General features: G+C 72.4%; 16 protein-coding genes. 7 read left to right on the top strand and 9 right to left on the bottom strand.

Going from position 1 to position 16,914, the window contains the following annotated elements; all coding sequences use genetic code 11:
- Positions 1 to 13 precede the first annotated feature (13 nt).
- The 3 genes from IE226_RS32110 to IE226_RS32100 all read right to left on the bottom strand — a co-directional run bounded on the left by IE226_RS32110 (position 14) and on the right by IE226_RS32100 (position 3,398).
- Positions 14 to 1,144, bottom strand: coding sequence for a glycosyltransferase family 4 protein (locus IE226_RS32110; RefSeq protein WP_190084934.1), 1,131 nt, complete (start codon positions 1,142 to 1,144; stop codon positions 14 to 16).
- A gap of 141 nt (positions 1,145 to 1,285) precedes the next feature.
- Complete coding sequence (locus IE226_RS32105) at positions 1,286 to 2,704, bottom strand: HEAT repeat domain-containing protein (RefSeq protein WP_190084933.1); 1,419 nt, start codon at positions 2,702 to 2,704, stop codon at positions 1,286 to 1,288.
- A gap of 301 nt (positions 2,705 to 3,005) precedes the next feature.
- Positions 3,006 to 3,398 (bottom strand): ankyrin repeat domain-containing protein, encoded by a 393-nt coding sequence (locus IE226_RS32100; protein WP_190084932.1) that lies wholly within the window; start codon positions 3,396 to 3,398, stop codon positions 3,006 to 3,008.
- 304 nt (positions 3,399 to 3,702) lie between these two features.
- On the opposite strand from IE226_RS32100, the gene IE226_RS32095 reads away from it, so the two are divergent.
- Together IE226_RS32095 and IE226_RS32090 are read left to right on the top strand one after the other, a co-directional pair.
- On the top strand, positions 3,703 to 3,897 hold the full coding sequence (locus IE226_RS32095; RefSeq protein ID WP_160503705.1) for a hypothetical protein: 195 nt from the start codon (positions 3,703 to 3,705) through the stop codon (positions 3,895 to 3,897).
- Positions 3,898 to 3,945: 48 nt separating this feature from the next.
- A complete protein-coding gene (locus IE226_RS32090) occupies positions 3,946 to 5,595 on the top strand; it encodes an ATP-binding protein (protein ID WP_190084931.1) in 1,650 nt (549 codons plus the stop codon).
- Between the two features lie 77 nt (positions 5,596 to 5,672).
- Here IE226_RS32090 and IE226_RS32085 read toward each other — a convergent pair whose 3' ends face one another.
- Positions 5,673 to 7,172 carry an SCO1417 family PLP biosynthesis transcription factor gene (locus IE226_RS32085; protein WP_190084930.1) on the bottom strand — a complete coding sequence of 500 codons (1,500 nt, stop codon included), beginning with the start codon at positions 7,170 to 7,172 and terminating at the stop codon, positions 5,673 to 5,675.
- Between the two features lie 141 nt (positions 7,173 to 7,313).
- Between IE226_RS32085 and yczE the strand changes: the two genes are divergently transcribed.
- The 4 genes from yczE (at position 7,314) to IE226_RS32065 (ending at position 10,823) form a co-directional block, all read left to right on the top strand.
- Complete coding sequence (yczE, locus tag IE226_RS32080) at positions 7,314 to 8,000, top strand: membrane protein YczE (protein WP_229871655.1); 687 nt, start codon at positions 7,314 to 7,316, stop codon at positions 7,998 to 8,000.
- A complete protein-coding gene (locus tag IE226_RS32075; protein ID WP_190084929.1) occupies positions 7,997 to 8,764 on the top strand; it encodes a glycerophosphodiester phosphodiesterase family protein in 768 nt (255 codons plus the stop codon). The genes yczE and IE226_RS32075 overlap by 4 nt, the downstream gene beginning before the upstream one ends.
- A gap of 48 nt (positions 8,765 to 8,812) precedes the next feature.
- Positions 8,813 to 10,192 (top strand): MFS transporter, encoded by a 1,380-nt coding sequence (locus IE226_RS32070; RefSeq protein WP_190084928.1) that lies wholly within the window; start codon positions 8,813 to 8,815, stop codon positions 10,190 to 10,192.
- 256 nt (positions 10,193 to 10,448) lie between these two features.
- The gene (locus tag IE226_RS32065; RefSeq protein WP_030360404.1) at positions 10,449 to 10,823 is read left to right on the top strand and encodes an RNA polymerase-binding protein RbpA; all 375 of its coding nucleotides are present in this window, start codon (positions 10,449 to 10,451) and stop codon (positions 10,821 to 10,823) included.
- 185 nt (positions 10,824 to 11,008) lie between these two features.
- On the opposite strand, the gene fxsA is transcribed toward IE226_RS32065, so the two are convergent.
- The 4 genes from fxsA to IE226_RS32045 all read right to left on the bottom strand — a co-directional run bounded on the left by fxsA (position 11,009) and on the right by IE226_RS32045 (position 15,170).
- A complete protein-coding gene (fxsA, locus tag IE226_RS32060; protein ID WP_190084927.1) occupies positions 11,009 to 11,599 on the bottom strand; it encodes an FxsA family membrane protein in 591 nt (196 codons plus the stop codon).
- Between the two features lie 85 nt (positions 11,600 to 11,684).
- Positions 11,685 to 12,524: a polyprenol monophosphomannose synthase gene (locus tag IE226_RS32055; RefSeq protein WP_190084926.1), complete on the bottom strand. Its 840-nt coding sequence runs from the start codon at positions 12,522 to 12,524 to the stop codon at positions 11,685 to 11,687.
- Between the two features lie 489 nt (positions 12,525 to 13,013).
- On the bottom strand, positions 13,014 to 14,657 hold the full coding sequence (locus IE226_RS32050) for an amidohydrolase (protein ID WP_190084925.1): 1,644 nt from the start codon (positions 14,655 to 14,657) through the stop codon (positions 13,014 to 13,016).
- A 72-nt stretch (positions 14,658 to 14,729) separates the two neighbouring features.
- Positions 14,730 to 15,170, bottom strand: coding sequence for an Lrp/AsnC family transcriptional regulator (locus IE226_RS32045; protein ID WP_030789227.1), 441 nt, complete (start codon positions 15,168 to 15,170; stop codon positions 14,730 to 14,732).
- Between the two features lie 199 nt (positions 15,171 to 15,369).
- On the opposite strand from IE226_RS32045, the gene IE226_RS32040 reads away from it, so the two are divergent.
- Complete coding sequence (locus IE226_RS32040; protein ID WP_190084924.1) at positions 15,370 to 15,813, top strand: hypothetical protein; 444 nt, start codon at positions 15,370 to 15,372, stop codon at positions 15,811 to 15,813.
- Positions 15,814 to 15,816: 3 nt separating this feature from the next.
- Here IE226_RS32040 and IE226_RS32035 read toward each other — a convergent pair whose 3' ends face one another.
- Entirely contained in the window at positions 15,817 to 16,908 is a 1,092-nt protein-coding gene (locus tag IE226_RS32035; protein ID WP_190084923.1) for a phosphotransferase family protein, read from the bottom strand.
- Positions 16,909 to 16,914 lie beyond the last annotated feature (6 nt).

Here is a 16,914-nt window from a genome sequence, read left to right as displayed (position 1 = left end):
TACACGGCCGCCCTCACGCCGCCACCTCCGTCCGCGCGGCGAGCACCCGGTCGTAATGGCCGACGAGCCGCTCGCCCGCCGCCTCCCAGGTCCGCCCCTCGACGGCCACGCGCCCGGCCCTTCCGTACGCGGCACGCAGCCCCGGATCGGCGGCGAGCGCCCAGACCGCGTCGCGTACCGCGAGGGCGTCCCGCGGCGGCACCAGGACACCGGTACGGCCGGGGACGACGAGGTCGAGGGGCCCTCCGGCGGCGGGTGCGACCACCGGCACGCCGCTGGCCATGGCCTCCTGGACGGTCTGGCAGAACGTCTCGTAAGGCCCGGTGTGCACGAAGAGGTCCAGCGAGGCGAAGATCCGCGCGAGCTCGCCGCCGGTGCGGCGCCCCGCCATGACCGCGCCCGGCAGCGCTGCCCGTACGGACCCTTCGCTCGGTCCGTCGCCGACGACGACCACCCGTACGCCCTCCAACGCGCACACCGCGGCAAGGAGTTCGACGTGCTTCTCGGGAGCGAGGCGCCCCACGTAGCCGACGATCAGCTCACCGTGCGGCGCGAGTTCCCGGCGTACGGACTCGTCCCGCAGTCCGGGCCGGAACCGGGCGGTGTCCACTCCCCGCGGCCACAGCCGCACCCGTGGCACCCCGTGTGCCACGAGAGCGTGCCGCGCGGCCGACGAGGGGGCAAGGGTCAGGTCGGCCGCGGCGTGGACGGCACGGATGCGCCGCCAGGCGGCGGCCTCCCCCGTCCCCAGGTACGTACGCGCGTAGCCGCCCAGGTCCGTCTGGTAGACGGCGACGGCGGGGACGCCCAGGCGCGCGGCCGCCGCCACGCCGCGCGCGCCGAGGACGAAGGGGCTGGCCAGATGGACGAGGTCGGCCCGGTGCGCGCTCAGCGCGGCCGACAGGCGCCGACTGGGCAGCGCGACCCTGACCTGCGGATATCCGGGCAGCGGCAGGGAGGGGACACGGATGACGGGGCAGGGCGCACCGGCATCGGCCTCGGCGTCCGCCCCGGCCGCCGAGGCCGGCGCGACGACCAGGGGATCGTGGCCGCGTGCGGCGAGCTGCCGGGCGGTCTGGAGGGCGCAGTGCGCCACGCCGTTGACGTCGGGAGGGAAGGATTCGGTGACGATGACGACACGCATATTCGTGTTGTCCTCGCGCGGGGCGTGGTCGCGTCAACGTGGATCTTTCCTGGCGAGGAACGTCCCGTGAGCGTTCGTCTCCGCACGCGCCGCGCGCCCCCCGTTGCGCGCGTCCGGCCATGCCTCCGCCGTGCCGGGGGGCTACACCTCGGCCGCGTCGGGGTCGATTCTGCTGCGTACCGCGGTCTGTACCTCGTCCTCCTCGGCGGGGTCCGCGGCGAGCCTTCTGAGCTGGGTGACCACACGGGCGTCGCCGGTCTCGGCGTGCCGTGCGGCGACCTCGCGGGTGGACTCCTCGCAGTCCCACAGGCATTCGACGGCGAATCCGGCGGCGAAGGAGGGGTCGGTGGCGGCGAGCGCGCGGGCGGCGCGTCCGCGCAGGTGGGAGGAGGCGGTCTCGCGGTAGACGTGGCGCAGGACGGGGGCCGCGCAGGCGATGCCGAGCCGTCCCGCTCCGTCGACGAGCGTCCAGAGGGCGGGTGCGTCCGGGCCTTCGCCCCGGACGGCTTCGCGGAGGGCGGCGAGGACGAGCTTGCTGTCGTGGGCGCCGCCCCGGCAGGCGAGCACCCGTCCGGCGGCGGCGCCGAGCACGTCGGGCCGCAGGGCCCAGCGTCGGGCCCGCTCCACGGCGGCGACGCCGTGCATCCGCTCGAAGGCCTCGGCGGCGGCGTCCACGACGGTCTGCGACGTGTCCTGGACCGCGTGCTCGATCAGGTCGAACACCTCGGGATCGTGGGTGTCCGCGAGGTAGCGCAGGGCCGTGCCGCGCGCCCCGTCGGAGCCGTGGCGGGCGGCCTCGATGATCTCGGCGCGGTCGTCGGGCCCGGCCACCGCGCTCAGGCAGCGCGCCGCGGGCACATGCAGGACCGCTCCGCGTTCGAGCCCTTCCTGCGCCCAGTCGAAGACGGCCCGGACGCTCCAGCCGGGGCGTGGTCCCGCCGGCCGCATCTGCCGCTGCCAGCGGTCGAAGGAGCCCTGCTCGCGGGCGGCCCGTACCCGGGCGCCGACGGCCTCGCGCGGGTCCTCCTCCCACAACCGCCACGGCCGCGGTTCGTAGGCGTCGCGCACGGCGGCGGCCAGTTCGGCCTCGCCCCGCGCGTCCGAGTCGAATCTGGCGAGGACGGGCACGGCGAGGGCGCGCAGGCCGGCGTCGTCGTCCCGCATCGCCAGTTCGTCCAGGGCCCAGGCCCAGTTGGCGCCGAACGCCGCATAGCGTCGCAGCAGTTCGAGGGCGTCGTGCCTGCCGTACGAGGCGAGGTGTCCCAGGACCGCGAGCGCGAGGCCGGTACGGGAGTCGTCCGTGTCCAGGACGTCCTCGGGGTCGAAGAGGTGCCCCTCGATCGCCTCGAGTCCGCCGCGGAGGTCGAGGTAGAGCCTGGCGTAGTACAGGGAGCGGTTCTCCACCTGCCAGTCGTGGCGCGGGTCGTGGAGCACGCAGGTGTCGAGGGCGGCGAGCGCCTCGGATCGGGGTGCGGTGAGTGCGTGCAGCGTGCCGTCGCCGCGGCCCCGCTGCAGCAGGCCGAGCAGCGTACCGCTGGGCGCTATGACCGGATCGAACATGGGAAACAGCCTCACATCAAGCGTCGACGCAACCGGGAATCGTGAATTACCTGGCCGTGCGCCTACACGTCGGGCTGCCCGCCGTCTCTTGCTTGCTGTAGACCATCTTCCTCTGCCTCTCGTCGGTGGCCCGCATCGGTCCGGACGGAGGTCCGGGGGGCGGGCCGCTCACGGTCCGCGCGGTGCGGCAACTCCTGCCCCGCCGTCGCGTCCGTGAATCACGTCGTCATGATGACCCAGCGGTTCCGCCCGCCGCGACCACATTTCCAGCGCCCCCGTTGTTGCTGGTCAGGTACCCCGCTCAGGCTGTCCCGAACAGGTCGAGCAGCTCCGTCTTGGCGAACATCCGGGCGGTGTCCACGGCTGACGGCGTGCCCGCGGCCGGATCCGCGCCGCCGTCGAGCAGCGCCCGGATCACGGCGTCCTCGCCCTTGAAGACGGCCCCCGCGAGCGGCGTCTGTCCCCGGTCGTTGGCGCGGTTCGGGTCACCGCCCCGCTCCAGGAGGGCCCTGACCGCCTCCGCGTGGCCGTGGTAGGCGGTGAGCATGACGAGCGAGTCGCCGCTGTCGTTCGTGAGGTTCGCCGGAACACCCGCGTCCACATAGGCGGAGAGAGCCGCGGTGTCGCCCTGGCGCGCCAGATCGAAGATCTTGGTCGCGAGCTCCACGACTTCCGGGTCGGGGGCTTCACTCATGGACGGGACCGCCTTTCGACTGCGGGGTGACTCGGGGTGGCACGACTCGTACGGCGACCGGTGCAGCCGTACGAGTGAATCGACAGGGTACTGCCCGTCCGGGCACATGACGGGGGTCACCTGCGGCAAAGATCACCAAGGCAACCGGACGGGGGCCGGACGCGCAGCCCGGGCGGCTCAGCGGGGCCTGCCATTCGGGTTAAATTCCAGAAAATTACCCCATTTGCACCTTTTATCGTATGGATACATGCTGTGAACCTGGAACAACTCATGGTGACTGTCCCCACCAACCAGGAGAACCGTCATGATCCTTTCCATCTCGGGCGTCGTGCTGCTCGGCATCATCGTCTTCCTGTTCTTCCGCAAGGACGGGCTCAAGGCGTCTCACGCGGTGGTCTGCGCGCTCTTCGGCTTCTTCATGGCGGGTACCGCCATCGCCCCGAGCATCAAGGCCGGCAGCGCGAGCCTGGCGAGCCTGCTCGGCGGGATCAAGTTCTGACGCCTCCTGCCCCCTGCAGCACTTCGTTCGCACCATCTGGAGACTGACGTGGCCCGGCGCCCCCTCCCCCGCATCCTGAGCAACGGCACCGCCTCGATCGCCCGGAGCCGGGAACTCGCCCGGTCGGCCGCCGACAGCGCCACCGACGTCCTGCACCCGCTGATCACGATCACGCGTGGACTGCGCCGCCTCGCGGGGGCCGGGCGGCGCAAGTGGGCAGACACCCCCAAGGACCGGCGCGGGCCACTGCTGTTCCTCGTGGCCTCCGTCGTCCTGGTGGTGGCCCTCATCCCCTTCGGCCCGCTGCTCGCCGCCATCTGCCTGATGGGGGCCGCCGCGTGGACCGGCAGGGAACGCACGGCGCCCGAGCCGACGGGTCCCGACGAGGCACAGACCCAGCGGCTGCAGTCCCTCTACGAAGCGCTCGTCCCGTACTTCTCCGTCCCCGAGGACCCCGCGCCGCTCTTCGCGCACGGCGGCGAGTGGGACAAGGCCCTCACGTCGTACGAGTTCGACGGCAACGGCCGCATCTCGCATCTGGTGGTGCAGTACCCCGCGTACTTCACCGACGGCGAGGCCGAATCGCGCGCACGGATCGAGCAGTTGCTGCACGCGAAGTCGGGCCGCGGCCGGGAGTACCACTTCGAGTGGGACGAGGAGGGCAACCAGCTCACGGTGAACGTGCTGCCCCCGCTGCCCACCGACATCGCGGCCCAGCGGTTCGTCACGGCCCCCGGAGAGATGGTGCTCGGCTTCACCGACCCCACCGGTGTGCAGCGCACGCTCCCCGTGACGGACGGCGACGAGCAGCGCGACGTGCCCCCCGTCGTCTGGCGCACGGGACCCCGCTCCACCGAACCGCACCTCCTTGTGGTCGGGGAGCCCGGCAGCGGCACCACCACCCTGCTGCGCTCCATCGCCCTGCAGGCCCTGCTCCAGGGCGACGTCCTGATCATCGAGGGCAGCGGCATCGGCGACTACGCCTGCCTGACCGGGCGCGACGGCGTCCTGGCCATCGAGTGCGGGCTCGCCGGAGCCCTGGCGAGCCTGGAGTGGGCGGCGCACGAGACGGAGCGGCGCCTCATCTCCGCCAACCGCGCCCGGCAGGCGGGGCACCCCGCTCCGGAGGACACCAAGCGCCCCCTGTGGATCCTCCTCGACCGTCCCAGCGTGCTCGGTCATCTGGCGGCAGCCGACGGACGCAAGGACCCGCAGTCGCTGCTCCAGGTGCCGCTGCGGCACGGCAGGGCGGCGGGCGTCACGGTCGTCGTGGCCGACCAGTTCGACAGCCTGGACGCCCTGAGCGACCCCGTGCTCCAGCACACCCGCGCGCGCGTGGTCCTCGGCCCCACGACGCCCGACCAGATCGAGGACATCCTCGGCGTGCCGCCCCGCACGACGCCCACGTCCGACGTCCCGCCCGGCCGCGGCTACGCCCGGCTCGGCACGGGTCAGGTGCACCGGCTCCAGGTGCCCGCGACGCCAGATCCGTACGACGACGCCACGAGCGAGGCGCACCGGCAGGCGGTGACGGACCTGCTGCCCGCGCGGAACACCCCGGCCGCCCCCGAACCCGGCACCGGCACCGGCGTCGAGGCCGAAGCCGTCATCGCCCCGGAGAGCGCCGCGGACCCCGAGTCCGACACCACGGTGACGGAACCCCGCACGCCGCCGCAGCCCGTGCCGGCCGAGGGCTGAGACCAGGGGGCCCCAAGACTCGCGGCGCATCCCGCACCCCACCCCCACCTCGGGGGCCCGGGCGCTTTCACGAAGATCTACGCCACGAAAGCCCGCGGCGTCTCCACGCCCCCCGCCGCCCCCGTCTCCACCAGGCGCGCGGCCGCCGCGAGGCGTACCGCCGCCTCCTCGGCCACCGCCCCGCCCACGGTGAACGGCAGTCGCACATACCCCTCGAAGGCTCCGTCCACGCCGAAGCGCGGCCCCGACGGGACCCTGACCCCCACTCGCTCGCCCACCTCGGCGAGGCGGGAGCCGGAGAGGCCGCCGGCCCGGGCCCACAGGGTCAGTCCTCCCGCCGGTACCGCGAACTCCCAGCCGGGCAGTTCGCGGCGGACGGCGGCGACCAGGGCGTCGCGGTTCTCGCGGGCCTGCTCTCTGCGCACCCGCACGGCCGACTCCCAGCCGCCGGTACTCAGCAGCCAGTTCACGGCGAGCTGTTCCAGGACGGGGGTGCCCAGGTCGGCGTACGCCCGTGCCGAGACCAGGCTCCGGATCACGTCCGGCGCGGCCCGCACCCAGCCGATGCGCATGCCCGCCCAGAAGGCCTTGCTGGCCGAACCGACGGTGATGACGGTCGAGCCGGCGGGGTCGAAGCCGCAGACAGGGCGCGGCATCGACAGGTCGTCGTCGAGTTGCAGCTCGATCATCGTCTCGTCGACCACGACGACCGTTCCCGCGGAGCGCGCGGCGTCGACGAGCCCTCGCCGCCGGTCCTCGTCCGCGAGCGCGCCCGTGGGGTTGTGGAAGTCCGCGACCACATAGGCCAGGCGGGGCGCCGCGTCGCGCAGGACCTGCCGCCAGCGGTCCATGTCCCAGCCGCCGAGCCCCTCGGACATGGCGACGGGGACGAGCCGGGCGCCCGTCTCGCGCATGAGCTGGAGGATGTTGGCGTACGAGGGGGACTCGACGGCGATGCGTTCGCCGCGCGGCGCGAACAGATGGCAGATCGCGTCGATGGCGCCCATCGCCCCGGTCGTGACCATGATCTGTTCGGGCATGGTCGGGATGCCGCGCGCGGTGTAGCGCTCGGCGATCATCTGGCGAAGTGCGGGCAGACCGGCCGGAAAGTCGCCGTGGGTGTGCGCGTACGGAGGCAGCTCCTCCAGGGCACCCTGCACGGCACGGGTGAGCCAGGGCTCGGGTGCGGGCAGCGCGGCGCAGCCCAGGTCGATCATGGAACCGAGCGCCTCGGGCGGCAGCGGTTCGAGACCGCGCGCGGGGAGCGGGTTCCCGGCCGGGACGGCGGTCCAACTGCCCGCGCCCCGGCGGGACTCCAGGAAGCCTTCGGTGCGCAGCGCCTCGTACGCGGCGGCGACCGTGGTGCGGCTGACGGCGAGGGACTGGGCAAGTTCGCGCTCCGCGGGCAGCCGCGCGGCGACCGGGACGCGGCCTTCGAGGACGAGCATGCGGACGCCGTCGGCGAGTGCGCGGTAGGCGGGCGGGCGGCGCGTGCCGGGGCCCGCGGGGCGCGTCTGCTGAGAGGTGAGCAGCCGGGCGAGCTGTGTGGCGCCCACCGCCGAAGTCCACTGAGCCATGATTCCCAGTCCACCTTCCTGGAATTGGCCATGGTTGGTATCCCGTTACGAGCCACAGAGTGTCATGCGTCAGGCCACATCACCAATAGGGGGCACACCTTGTCCACGCCGAAGCCACCGAGCCCTTCGATTACGCCGAGGGTGCCGAGGACGCCGAGGACGCACCTCACGCGCAGGCTGATCCAGCTGTACGCCGGCCTGGCGCTGTACGGCGCGAGCTCAGGGCTCCTTGTGGTGTCCGGCCTCGGCCTCGAACCCTGGAACGTGCTGCACCAGGGCCTCGCCGAGCTGACCGGGATGTCCATCGGCGTCGTCTCGATCTTCATCGGCGCCGCCGTGCTGCTCCTGTGGATCCCGCTGCGCCAGCGCCCCGGCCTCGGCACCGTGTCCAACGTCTTCGTCGTCGGCCTGGCGATGGACGCCACCCTCGCCCTGCTGCCGGACGCGCACGCGCTCGGCGCCCGCATCCCGCTCCTCGTGGCGGGGATCGTCCTGAACGGAGCGGCGACCGGGCTCTACATCTCGGCGAAGTTCGGCCCCGGGCCGCGCGACGGTCTGATGACGGGTCTGCACCAGCGCACCGGCCGCTCGATCCGCCTGATGCGGACGCTGGTCGAAGTGGCGGTGGTCGCCACCGGCTTCGCCTTCGGCGGCACGGTGGGCGTCGGTACGGTCCTGTACGCGCTGGCGATCGGCCCGCTGGCCCAGTTCTTCCTGCGCTTCTTCGCCGTCCCCGCGCCGTCCGCCGGTGGCACCGTGGCCGCCGGCGGTCAACCGGAGCAGGCGACCACCGACGGTCGACCGGAGCAGGCAATACTGCAGCCGTGACCCCACGCGTACGTCATCCCTATCTCGACCATCCCGGCCCGCTCGCCTTCGCCCACCGCGGCGGGGCGGCGGACGGCCTGGAGAACACCGCCGCCGCGTTCCGGCGCGCGGTCGACCTGGGGTACCGCTACATCGAGACGGACGTGCACGCCACGTCGGACGGCCGCCTCGTGGCCTTCCACGACGCGACGCTCGACCGGGTGACGGACACAGCCGGGCTGATCGCCGATCTCCCCTGGAGCGCCGTGCGCCACGCGCGCGTGGCGGGCAGCGAGCCGGTGCCCCTCTTCGAAGAGCTCCTGGAGACGTTCCCCGACGTCCGCTGGAACATCGACGTCAAGGCCGAGCCCGCCCTGCTCCCGCTCCTCGACCTGCTGCGCCGCACCGGCGCGTGGGACCGCGTGTGCGTCGGCTCGTTCTCCGAGGCCCGCGTCGCACGGGCCCAGCGGCTCGCGGGCCCGCGCCTGGCGACCTCGTACGGCACCCGGGGTGTGGCGGCGCTGCGGATGAGCTCGCTCGGCGTCCCCGCCGCCGTGCGCCGCTCCGCGGTGTGCGCACAGGTGCCCGAGACGCACGGCCGGATCCGGGTGGTGGACCACCGCTTCGTGCGCGCGGCCCACGCGCGCGGGCTGCACGTGCACGTCTGGACGGTCAATGACGCGGCGCGGATGGCCGCTCTCCTCGATCTCGGTGTAGATGGCATCATCTCTGATCACATCGAGACGCTGCGCGAAGTGCTGAAGGACCGGGGAGCCTGGGCCTGACCGCCTCCGGGGCGGCAGCGGACCACGGGGACCAGCGAGGGGGCACGGGTGGGCACCGACACCGTGCGGGCAACGCCATCGGCCGACGAGAGCGCCGCGGAGCGCAGGCGCGAGCAGCGCGGCTGGTACATGTACGACTGGGCGTGCTCGGTCTACTCGACGAGCGTCCTGACCGTGTTCCTGGGCCCGTACCTGACGGAGATCGCCAAGTCGGCCGCGGACGGCGACGGATACGTCCGCCCGCTCGGCATACCGATCAGCGCCGGATCCTTCTTCGCGTACGCGGTGTCGGCCTCGGTGATCCTGTCGGTCTTCGTCATGCCGCTCGCGGGCGCCGCCGCCGATCGCACCGGCCGCAAGAAGCCGCTGCTCGCGACGGCCGCCTATCTGGGGGCCGCGGCGACGGCCGGGATGTTCTTCCTGGACGGCGACCGCTATCTCCTCGGCGGCTTCCTGCTGATCGTCGCCAACGCCTCGCTGGCCGTCTCGATGGTGCTCTACAACTCCTATCTGCCGCAGATCGCCACACCCCCGGAGCGTGACGCGGTCTCCTCGCGCGGCTGGGCGTTCGGTTACGCGTCGGGCGCGCTCGTCCTGGTGGCGAATCTGGTCCTGTTCCTGGCCCATGACTCCTTCGGGGTCTCGGAGTCGACGGCCGTGCGCATCTGCCTGGCGTCGGCGGGCGTGTGGTGGGGCGCCTTCTCCCTCGTACCGCTGCGGCGGCTGCGGGATCGCGGGGTGCCGGCCTCCCAGACCTCACAGCTGCCACAGGCGTCACAGGCGTCGGCACGCGGCTGGCGGCAGCTGGCGTCGACGGTGCGCGACATGCGCCGCCATCCGCACATGCTGTCCTTCCTGCTCGCCTATCTCGTCTACAACGACGGCGTGCAGACGGTGATCTCCCAGGCCTCCGTCTACGGCTCCGAGGAGCTGGGCCTCGGGCAGTCCACACTGATCGTGGCGGTCCTGCTCGTACAGGTGCTCGCGGTGGCGGGGGCGCTCGCCATGGGGCGTCTCGCACGCAAGTACGGCGCCAAGCGCACCATCCTCGGCTCGCTCGTCGCCTGGACGGTCACGATCGGGGCCGGGTTCTTCCTGCCCGCGGGCGCGCCGGCGTGGTTCTTCGTGCTCGCGGCGGGGATCGGTCTGGTGCTCGGGGGTTCGCAGGCCCTCTCGCGGTCCCTGTTCTCGCATCTGGTGCCCGCGGGCAAGGAGGCCGAGTACTTCTCCGCGTACGAGATCAGCGATCGCGGCATGGCCTGGCTCGGACCGCTGATCTTCGGTCTGACGTACCAGCTCACGGGGAGCTACCGCGACGCGATCGTCTCGCTGGTGGCCTTCTTCGTGATCGGTTTCGTGCTGCTCGCGCGGGTACCCGTACGGCGCGCGATCCGCGACGCGGGAAATCCCGTACCCGACAGGATTTAGCAACTGAAGCCAAAGGGCGGTAGTGTACGCGTTTGGCTTACCAGGCGGACCGTTACTGCGCGCTCAAGATTGAGAAACGCAGGGTGACATCCTCTGTCAGATGTGACATACCGGGCGCTGGTGGGTACAACAAGGGGCGGCATACGACGGCGACGCATGACCCTGAACGGGAATCTTTACCGCCGACCGGACGTTGACCGGATGACGACGACAGCGACACCTGTCCTGTGGGCGACAAGCCCGGGAGGCACAATTCATGAGTGAGCGAGCTCTTCGCGGCACGCGCCTCGTGGTGACCAGCTACGAGACCGACCGCGGCATCGACTTGGCCCCGCGCCAGGCCGTGGAGTACGCATGCCAGAACGGACATCGTTTTGAGATGCCCTTCTCGGTAGAGGCAGAAATCCCGCCGGAGTGGGAGTGCAAGGTCTGCGGGGCCCAGGCACTCCTCGTAGACGGCGATGGACCTGAGGAGAAGAAGGGCAAGCCCGCGCGTACGCACTGGGACATGCTCATGGAGCGCCGTACTCGAGAAGAACTCGAGGAGGTCCTGGAGGAGCGCCTCGCGGTTCTCCGGTCAGGAGCCATGAACATCGCGGTGCATCCGCGGGACAGCCGCAAGTCCGCCTGACGGCGAACTGATCACCACGGCGATCCGAACAACACCGCACACGAAGGCCGGGGCCCCCGCTCAGCGGGGGCCCCGGCCTTCGTGCTGTTCAGGGGCAGGCCGCCTGCGGGCGGCCTGCCCCTGAACAGCTCTCGGCGACCGGCTCAGCTCAGCCTGCTCGGTGACCGCTCAGCCTCGGTGACCGCTCAGCGCGGCGGAAGCTGCGGGTCGTCCGGGTGCGGGCCGCGGGCAGGGCGCTCGTCGTCCCTGATGACCTCGCCCTGGACGACCTTGCCGTCCGGGCGGTGCATGCGCGCCTGCTGGAAGGCCTCCCCGAAGCCGCCCTGCCCGCTCCGGGCGGCGGCCTCGCGGACCTTGCGCTCGAAGGTCTTCTCGGCCGTACGACTGACGGCCTTCTGGATGGGCGGCACGAGCAGGAGCAGTCCGAGGGCGTCGGAGATCAGCCCCGGCAGGATGATCAGGAGGCCGCCCAGCATCGTCAGGGCGTTGCCGCCGCCGCGCTCGGAGGGGTGGGGCGCGAGGCCGCTCTGCTGCTGTTGCACGGCCTCGCTGAGCTCGCGGAACGCCCGGCGCCCGGCGTGCTTGATGACCATGCCGCCGAGCACCACACCGGCCACGAGCAGCAGGAACACCGTGAGCCCGCTTGCGGCGCCCGCCACCACGGTGAGCAGCCAGATCTCCAGGACCAGCCAGGCGGCGATGCCGAGCGGCAGGAACCTCAGGACGCGTGAGCGCCGGGGCCGGGCGGGTCGGGTGGGCGATGCGCCAGTCGTCATGGCTCCAGTGTGCCTGGGCCCGGCTCAGACCGGCATAAAGGGGTTGATCGACAAGCAGCCGACGCGACGGAGGCGACCGGAGAGGTCAGGGCGTCCCGGGAGCCCTGGGAGGCTCCTGCGCTCCCGCGGCGTCCTTGCGGCCCAGCACGCGGCCCACGCGGCCCACACGCTCCCCCACACCCCACGCCGTGACACGCCACAGCGCCTCGGCGACGATGTCCTGGCTCATCTTGCTGTCACCGAGCTCCCGCTCGACGAAGGTGATCGGCACCTCGACGACGTGGTAGCCCGACTTGATCGCCCGGCGCGCGAGGTCGACCTGGAAGCAGTAGCCCTGCGAGGCGACCTCGCTGAGGCCGATGCCTTGCAGGGTCTCGCGGCGGAAGGCGCGGTAGCCGCCCGTGACGTCACGGATCGGCACGTCGAGCATCAGCCGGGAGTACGTACTGCCGCCGCGGGAGATCATCTCGCGGTACTTGGGCCAGTTCACGATCCGCCCGCCCGGCACCCAGCGCGAGCCGAGCACGAGGTCGGCGCCCTTGAGCGCGGTGAGCAGCCTGGGCAGTTCCTCGGGCTGGTGGGAGCCGTCGGCGTCCATCTCCACGAGCACGCCGTAGTCGTGGTCCAGGCCCCACTGGAAGCCCGCGAGATAGGCCGCGCCCAGGCCTTCCTTGCCCTTGCGGTGCAGTACGTGGACATGCTCGTCGTCGGCCGCGAGCTCATCGGCGATCTTGCCGGTGCCGTCGGGGCTGTTGTCGTCGGCGACGAGGATGTGCGCCTCGGGCACGGCCACGCGGACACGGCCGACGATGGACTGGATGTTCTCCGCCTCGTTGTAGGTCGGAATGATCACCAAGGCCATGCCGAGCGGGCCGAACTGCCTCCCCTGGTCTCCGGTTCCGGAGACCCCACCGCCGTCGTTCACTACTGCCCCTTCGTTCGTACGCAGAGGACCACCATAATGGCCGCGCCGTGCACGGCCACGACGGCACGGGCTGTCGAGGGGGGTACTGCGGGTCGGGGCCCGGCGCCCTTCGGGCCGACCTGGGGCCCGCTGGCTGCGGGTCGACCGAGAGCCGTTGTCTACTGAGCGTCCGGGCCCCACCCGGGTCACACCTGCCGGCCCGGTGGAACGTTCCCTCGCGTCCGCGGCGCGGGCGCTGGACCTGGCTCCCAGTGGTGGTGCGCCGGTGCGGCACACCGCCCATGGCCCAGCGGCGTTCGACGGCTGCGTGGAGATTCTCCGGTCGGACGTCCTTTGGTGGACCCGGCCGAACCTACCGGCCCACGGCGGCGTTCTGTCAATACCCCTTTGACCTGGGGCGATCCCGAAGACAGCCAGGTCAGTGCCGAGGAGACGCAGGTCGTGCGACGCGCCAACGGGCCGCGATCGGCGGTACGCACCGCCGGGACATCACTCGTCCGGCCGTACGAAGACCGGCTGTCCGAAGACCACCGTGCGCAGGCAGACGGGGAGTTCGGCGCCCGGCGTGAGATCGGGCAGCCCGGGCGTGCCGGAGCGCGGATCGGTCGACCAGCGCGCGACCCGGTCGTCCGGGGCCTGGACCACGAGTTCCGCGGTCCGCCAGACGGCGTAGTCGGCGGGCGCCCCCGGCACCAGGACGCCCGCGTCGTCCCGGCCGATGGCCCGCCAGCCGCCGCGGGTGTGCGCGGTGAACGCGGCCCGCACCGACACCCGGTGCTCCAGGTTCTGGTGGAAAGCGGCGGCACGCACGGTGCCCCAGGGATCCAGCGGGGTGACGGGGCTGTCGGAGCCGAAGGCGAGCGGGACGCCGGTGCGCAGGAGGGCCGCGTACGGGTTGAGGGTGCGGGCCCGCTCGGCGCCAAGGCGCTGGGCGTACATGCCCTCGTCGCCGCCCCACAGGGCGTCGAAGGCGGGCTGCACGGAGGCGGTGAGGCCCAGTTCGGCGAAGGCGGCGATGGTTTCCGGGGTGAGCATCTCGGCGTGCTCGACGCGGTGCCTCGCGGCGCGGACACGGGGCAGGCCCACCTTCTCGGCGGCCGCCCGGATGCCCTCGACGACCGCGCTCACCGCGGCGTCCCCGATGGCGTGGAAGCCCGCCTGGATTCCGGCCTCGGTGCAGGCGACGACGTGCGCGGCGACGGCGGCGGCGTCCAGATAGGCGGTGCCGGTGTGGCCGGAGTCGGCGTACGGCGCGTGCAGACAGGCGGTGTGCGAGCCGAGGGCGCCGTCCACGAAGAGGTCGCCGGCGGCGCCGAGCGCACCCAGTTCCTTTGCACGGGCGATGCCTTCCTCACCGTGCTGCGCCCAGTAGCCGACGACGCGCGGCCCGGCCTCGTCGGCGGCGAGACGGAGGAGCCCGGTGAGGTCGTCCTCGCCGGAGATGTCGGGCCCCGCGCACTCGTGCACGGAGCCGATGCCGAGGGACGCGGCGTGCCGCAGCGCGGCGCGCTGGGCCTCGGTGCGCTGCTGCGGGGTGAGGGCGCCGAGGGCGGCGGCGCGCACCGCGTGGTGGGCGTCGGCGGTCAGCGGCGCGTCCGCGTGGAAGCCGGTGCGCCCGGTGATGCCGGGGACGAGGTCGAGCAGCGCGGTGGTGACGACGGCCGAGTGGACGTCGATGCGGGAGAGGTAGAGGGGACGGCCGCCGGCCGCCTCGTCGAGTTCCGTGCGCGTGGGCGGCCGGCCGTCGCTCCAGCGGGCGGCGTCCCAGCCGTGGCCGAGGAGAACGCGGTCGTGCGGCCGGGCGGCGGTGTGTTCGCGTACGAGGGCGAGTGCCTCGCCGAGGGAGCGCGCACGCGTCAGATCGAGTCCCGTCAGGGCGAGTCCGGTCGCCGTGGTGTGCACGTGCGCATCGGTGAACGCCGGGGTGACGAGCGCTCCGTCGAGGTCGACGACCTCGTCGACGCCGTCGGCGAACGCGTCGGCCGCGCCCTCGGATCCCACCCAGGCGACGTGCCCGCGTTCGACGACCATCGCCGTGGCGAACGGATCTGCGGGGCTGTGGACGTCGCCGCCGCGCAGCAGCACGGTGCGGTGGCCCTGTGGGCCGTTCTGGGGGGTGGTGCTCTCGCTCATGGGACCAGTCTCGCCCCTCCCCGGCGCGGAGCCCGCGCAGGGGGCGCCGCGACGGCCCGTCCGCGGGCCGCGTCAGACCTGCGGGGGCCTGGCCTCGTACGGCGTGGAGAGCACGACCGTCGTCCGCGTGGAGACGCCGGCCAGTGCGCGCAGGCGGCTCAGCAGGTGTTCGAGCTCCAGGGGTGTCGCGACGCGCACCTTGAGGATGTAGTTCTCGTCGCCCGCCACGCTGTGGCACGCCTCGATCTCCGGGACGCCCGCGAGGCGTTCGGCGATGTCGTCGGGTGCGCTGGGGTCGAACGGTTTCACCGAGATGAACGCCGTGAGCGGCAGGCCCACGGCCTCCGGGTCCACGACGGCGGCGTACCCGCGGATGACGCCGCGCTGCTCGAGGCGGCGCACACGCTGGTGCACGGCCGATGTGGACAGGCCCGTGGCCTTGCCCAGGTCGGTGTAGCTCATCCGCCCGTCCTTGACGAGCAGCTGCACGATTTGTCGGTCCAGCTCCTCCATGCGCTGAACCTACAGGGCTCTTGATCCCTCCGGATACCTGTAGGGACCGCGGCGGCATCTTCTCGGGGCATGTGACGAACGCCACATACCTGTGACCGTGTCCAAAGGGATGCCACGATTACCTCTACGACGGGACGGGAAGTGCTTGCTGTGGTCGAGGCCGCAGCGCCTTCTCGGCCCACCCAAGGGGGAGAATCCCATGCAGAATCTGAAGCGCCCCGGTCGCTCTGCCCGAAGCAAGCAGCAGCGCTCCGACGAAGTCGCGTCGACCTCCGTATCGGAGGGCGTCGAACCGGTCGAGACCGAGTTCGACGCGTACGACACCTTCGAGATGTACCGCGTGACGTGCCCCGACTGCGCGCAGCCGATCGCGCTCCTGGCCGACGAGGACGTCCTGCCCGAGCACGCGCTGTGCGCCACGCGGTGGGACCCGTTCGGGCTCACGGTGTGTGCGGGCACGGGCCGCGCCGCGGCCGAAGCGGAGCCCGCGGACGAGACGATGGAGGCTCAGGAGCAGGACATGGGCCTGCTCCTGACGCTCCCTCAGGGCCTCGACTGGCGGACACAGCCCTTCTCGCACGTCGGCGGCCAGGGCTCGCGCCCGCTGCGCCCGGCCCCGCAGGACCGGCGCTCCGCGGCCTGACGCCTACCAGTAGCTGCCCTGCACCATGGCCGCCAGGCTGGCGTGGTGCAGGATCAGCGTGTCCGGGTCCTCGGGGACCGCGGCCTCGCCGAAGTGCACCTGCCGGTAGGCGACGCGCAGCATGACGATCGCGTGCCGCAGCGCCGCGTACAGGGTGTGGAAGTCCATGGAACGCGGCGTGTGGCCGGTGAGCCGCGCGTAACTCTCCTCGATGCGCTCGCGTTTCAGGAACTCCGGCAGGCCCGGCTGCCCGAAGCCGACCGTCAGGTCCTGGAAGAAGCGGTGCAGGTAGACCATCCAGCCGAGGTCGACCTCGCGGGGTGCGAGCGCCGCCATCTCCCAGTCAAGGACGGCCGCGGGTTCGAAGCCGTCGTAGATGACGTTGCCGATGCGCGCGTCGCCCCAGTTGAGGACGGTCTCGCCCGCGTCCGCCGGCCACCGCTCCTCGAGCCGCTCGAAGGCGCTCTCGATGAGCGGCGAACGGGGCAGTCCGTCGACCACCCACTCGTAGTAGGAGCGTTGGGCGGTCACATGGCGGCGCAACGCGCTGCCTTCACCCGGCAGAGCCAGGAACGCGGCTTCGCCGACGGGCACTTGGTCGTGCAGACGGGCGATCAGGCCGATCGACGCCTCCTCCAGGTGCGCGCGTTCGGCGTCGCTCGCCGAGTGGAGCCAATTCCCCTCGTACGTATAGGGCATGACGTCAGGCGGCACGCGCCCCTCGACCCGCTCCATGACGAAGAAGGGCGCCCCGAGCGGTCCCGGGTCCTCCTCCAGCCACAGCACGCGCGGCACGGGCAGGTCCGTGTGCTCGGCGACGAGCCGCATCGTGCGGTGCTGGCGGGGCAGGTCGTAGACCGGGAAGATCGTGTACGCGGCCGGGTCCGCGGCCAGGCGTAACGCGTAGGCACGCAGCGGGGGTTCGGGGTGCTCGACGTCGAAGAGCAGGGTCTCGCTCGACATGCCGTTGGACTCGGGGACCCGCACGCCGGTGGCCTTGGCGCCGGGCAGTCGCACGCCGAGCCAGGCCGTGAGCCTGCGGGCGAGTTCCTCCGGGTCGCGGGTGCTGGTGCGGGGACGCGGTGCCGTTGCCATCGCCGG

This window comes from Streptomyces longisporoflavus, assembly GCF_014649775.1.
Taxonomy (GTDB): Bacteria; Actinomycetota; Actinomycetes; order Streptomycetales; family Streptomycetaceae; genus Streptomyces; species Streptomyces longisporoflavus.
The sequence above is the reverse complement of the archived record's forward strand: the minus strand, read 5'-3'. Positions and strand labels throughout refer to the sequence as shown.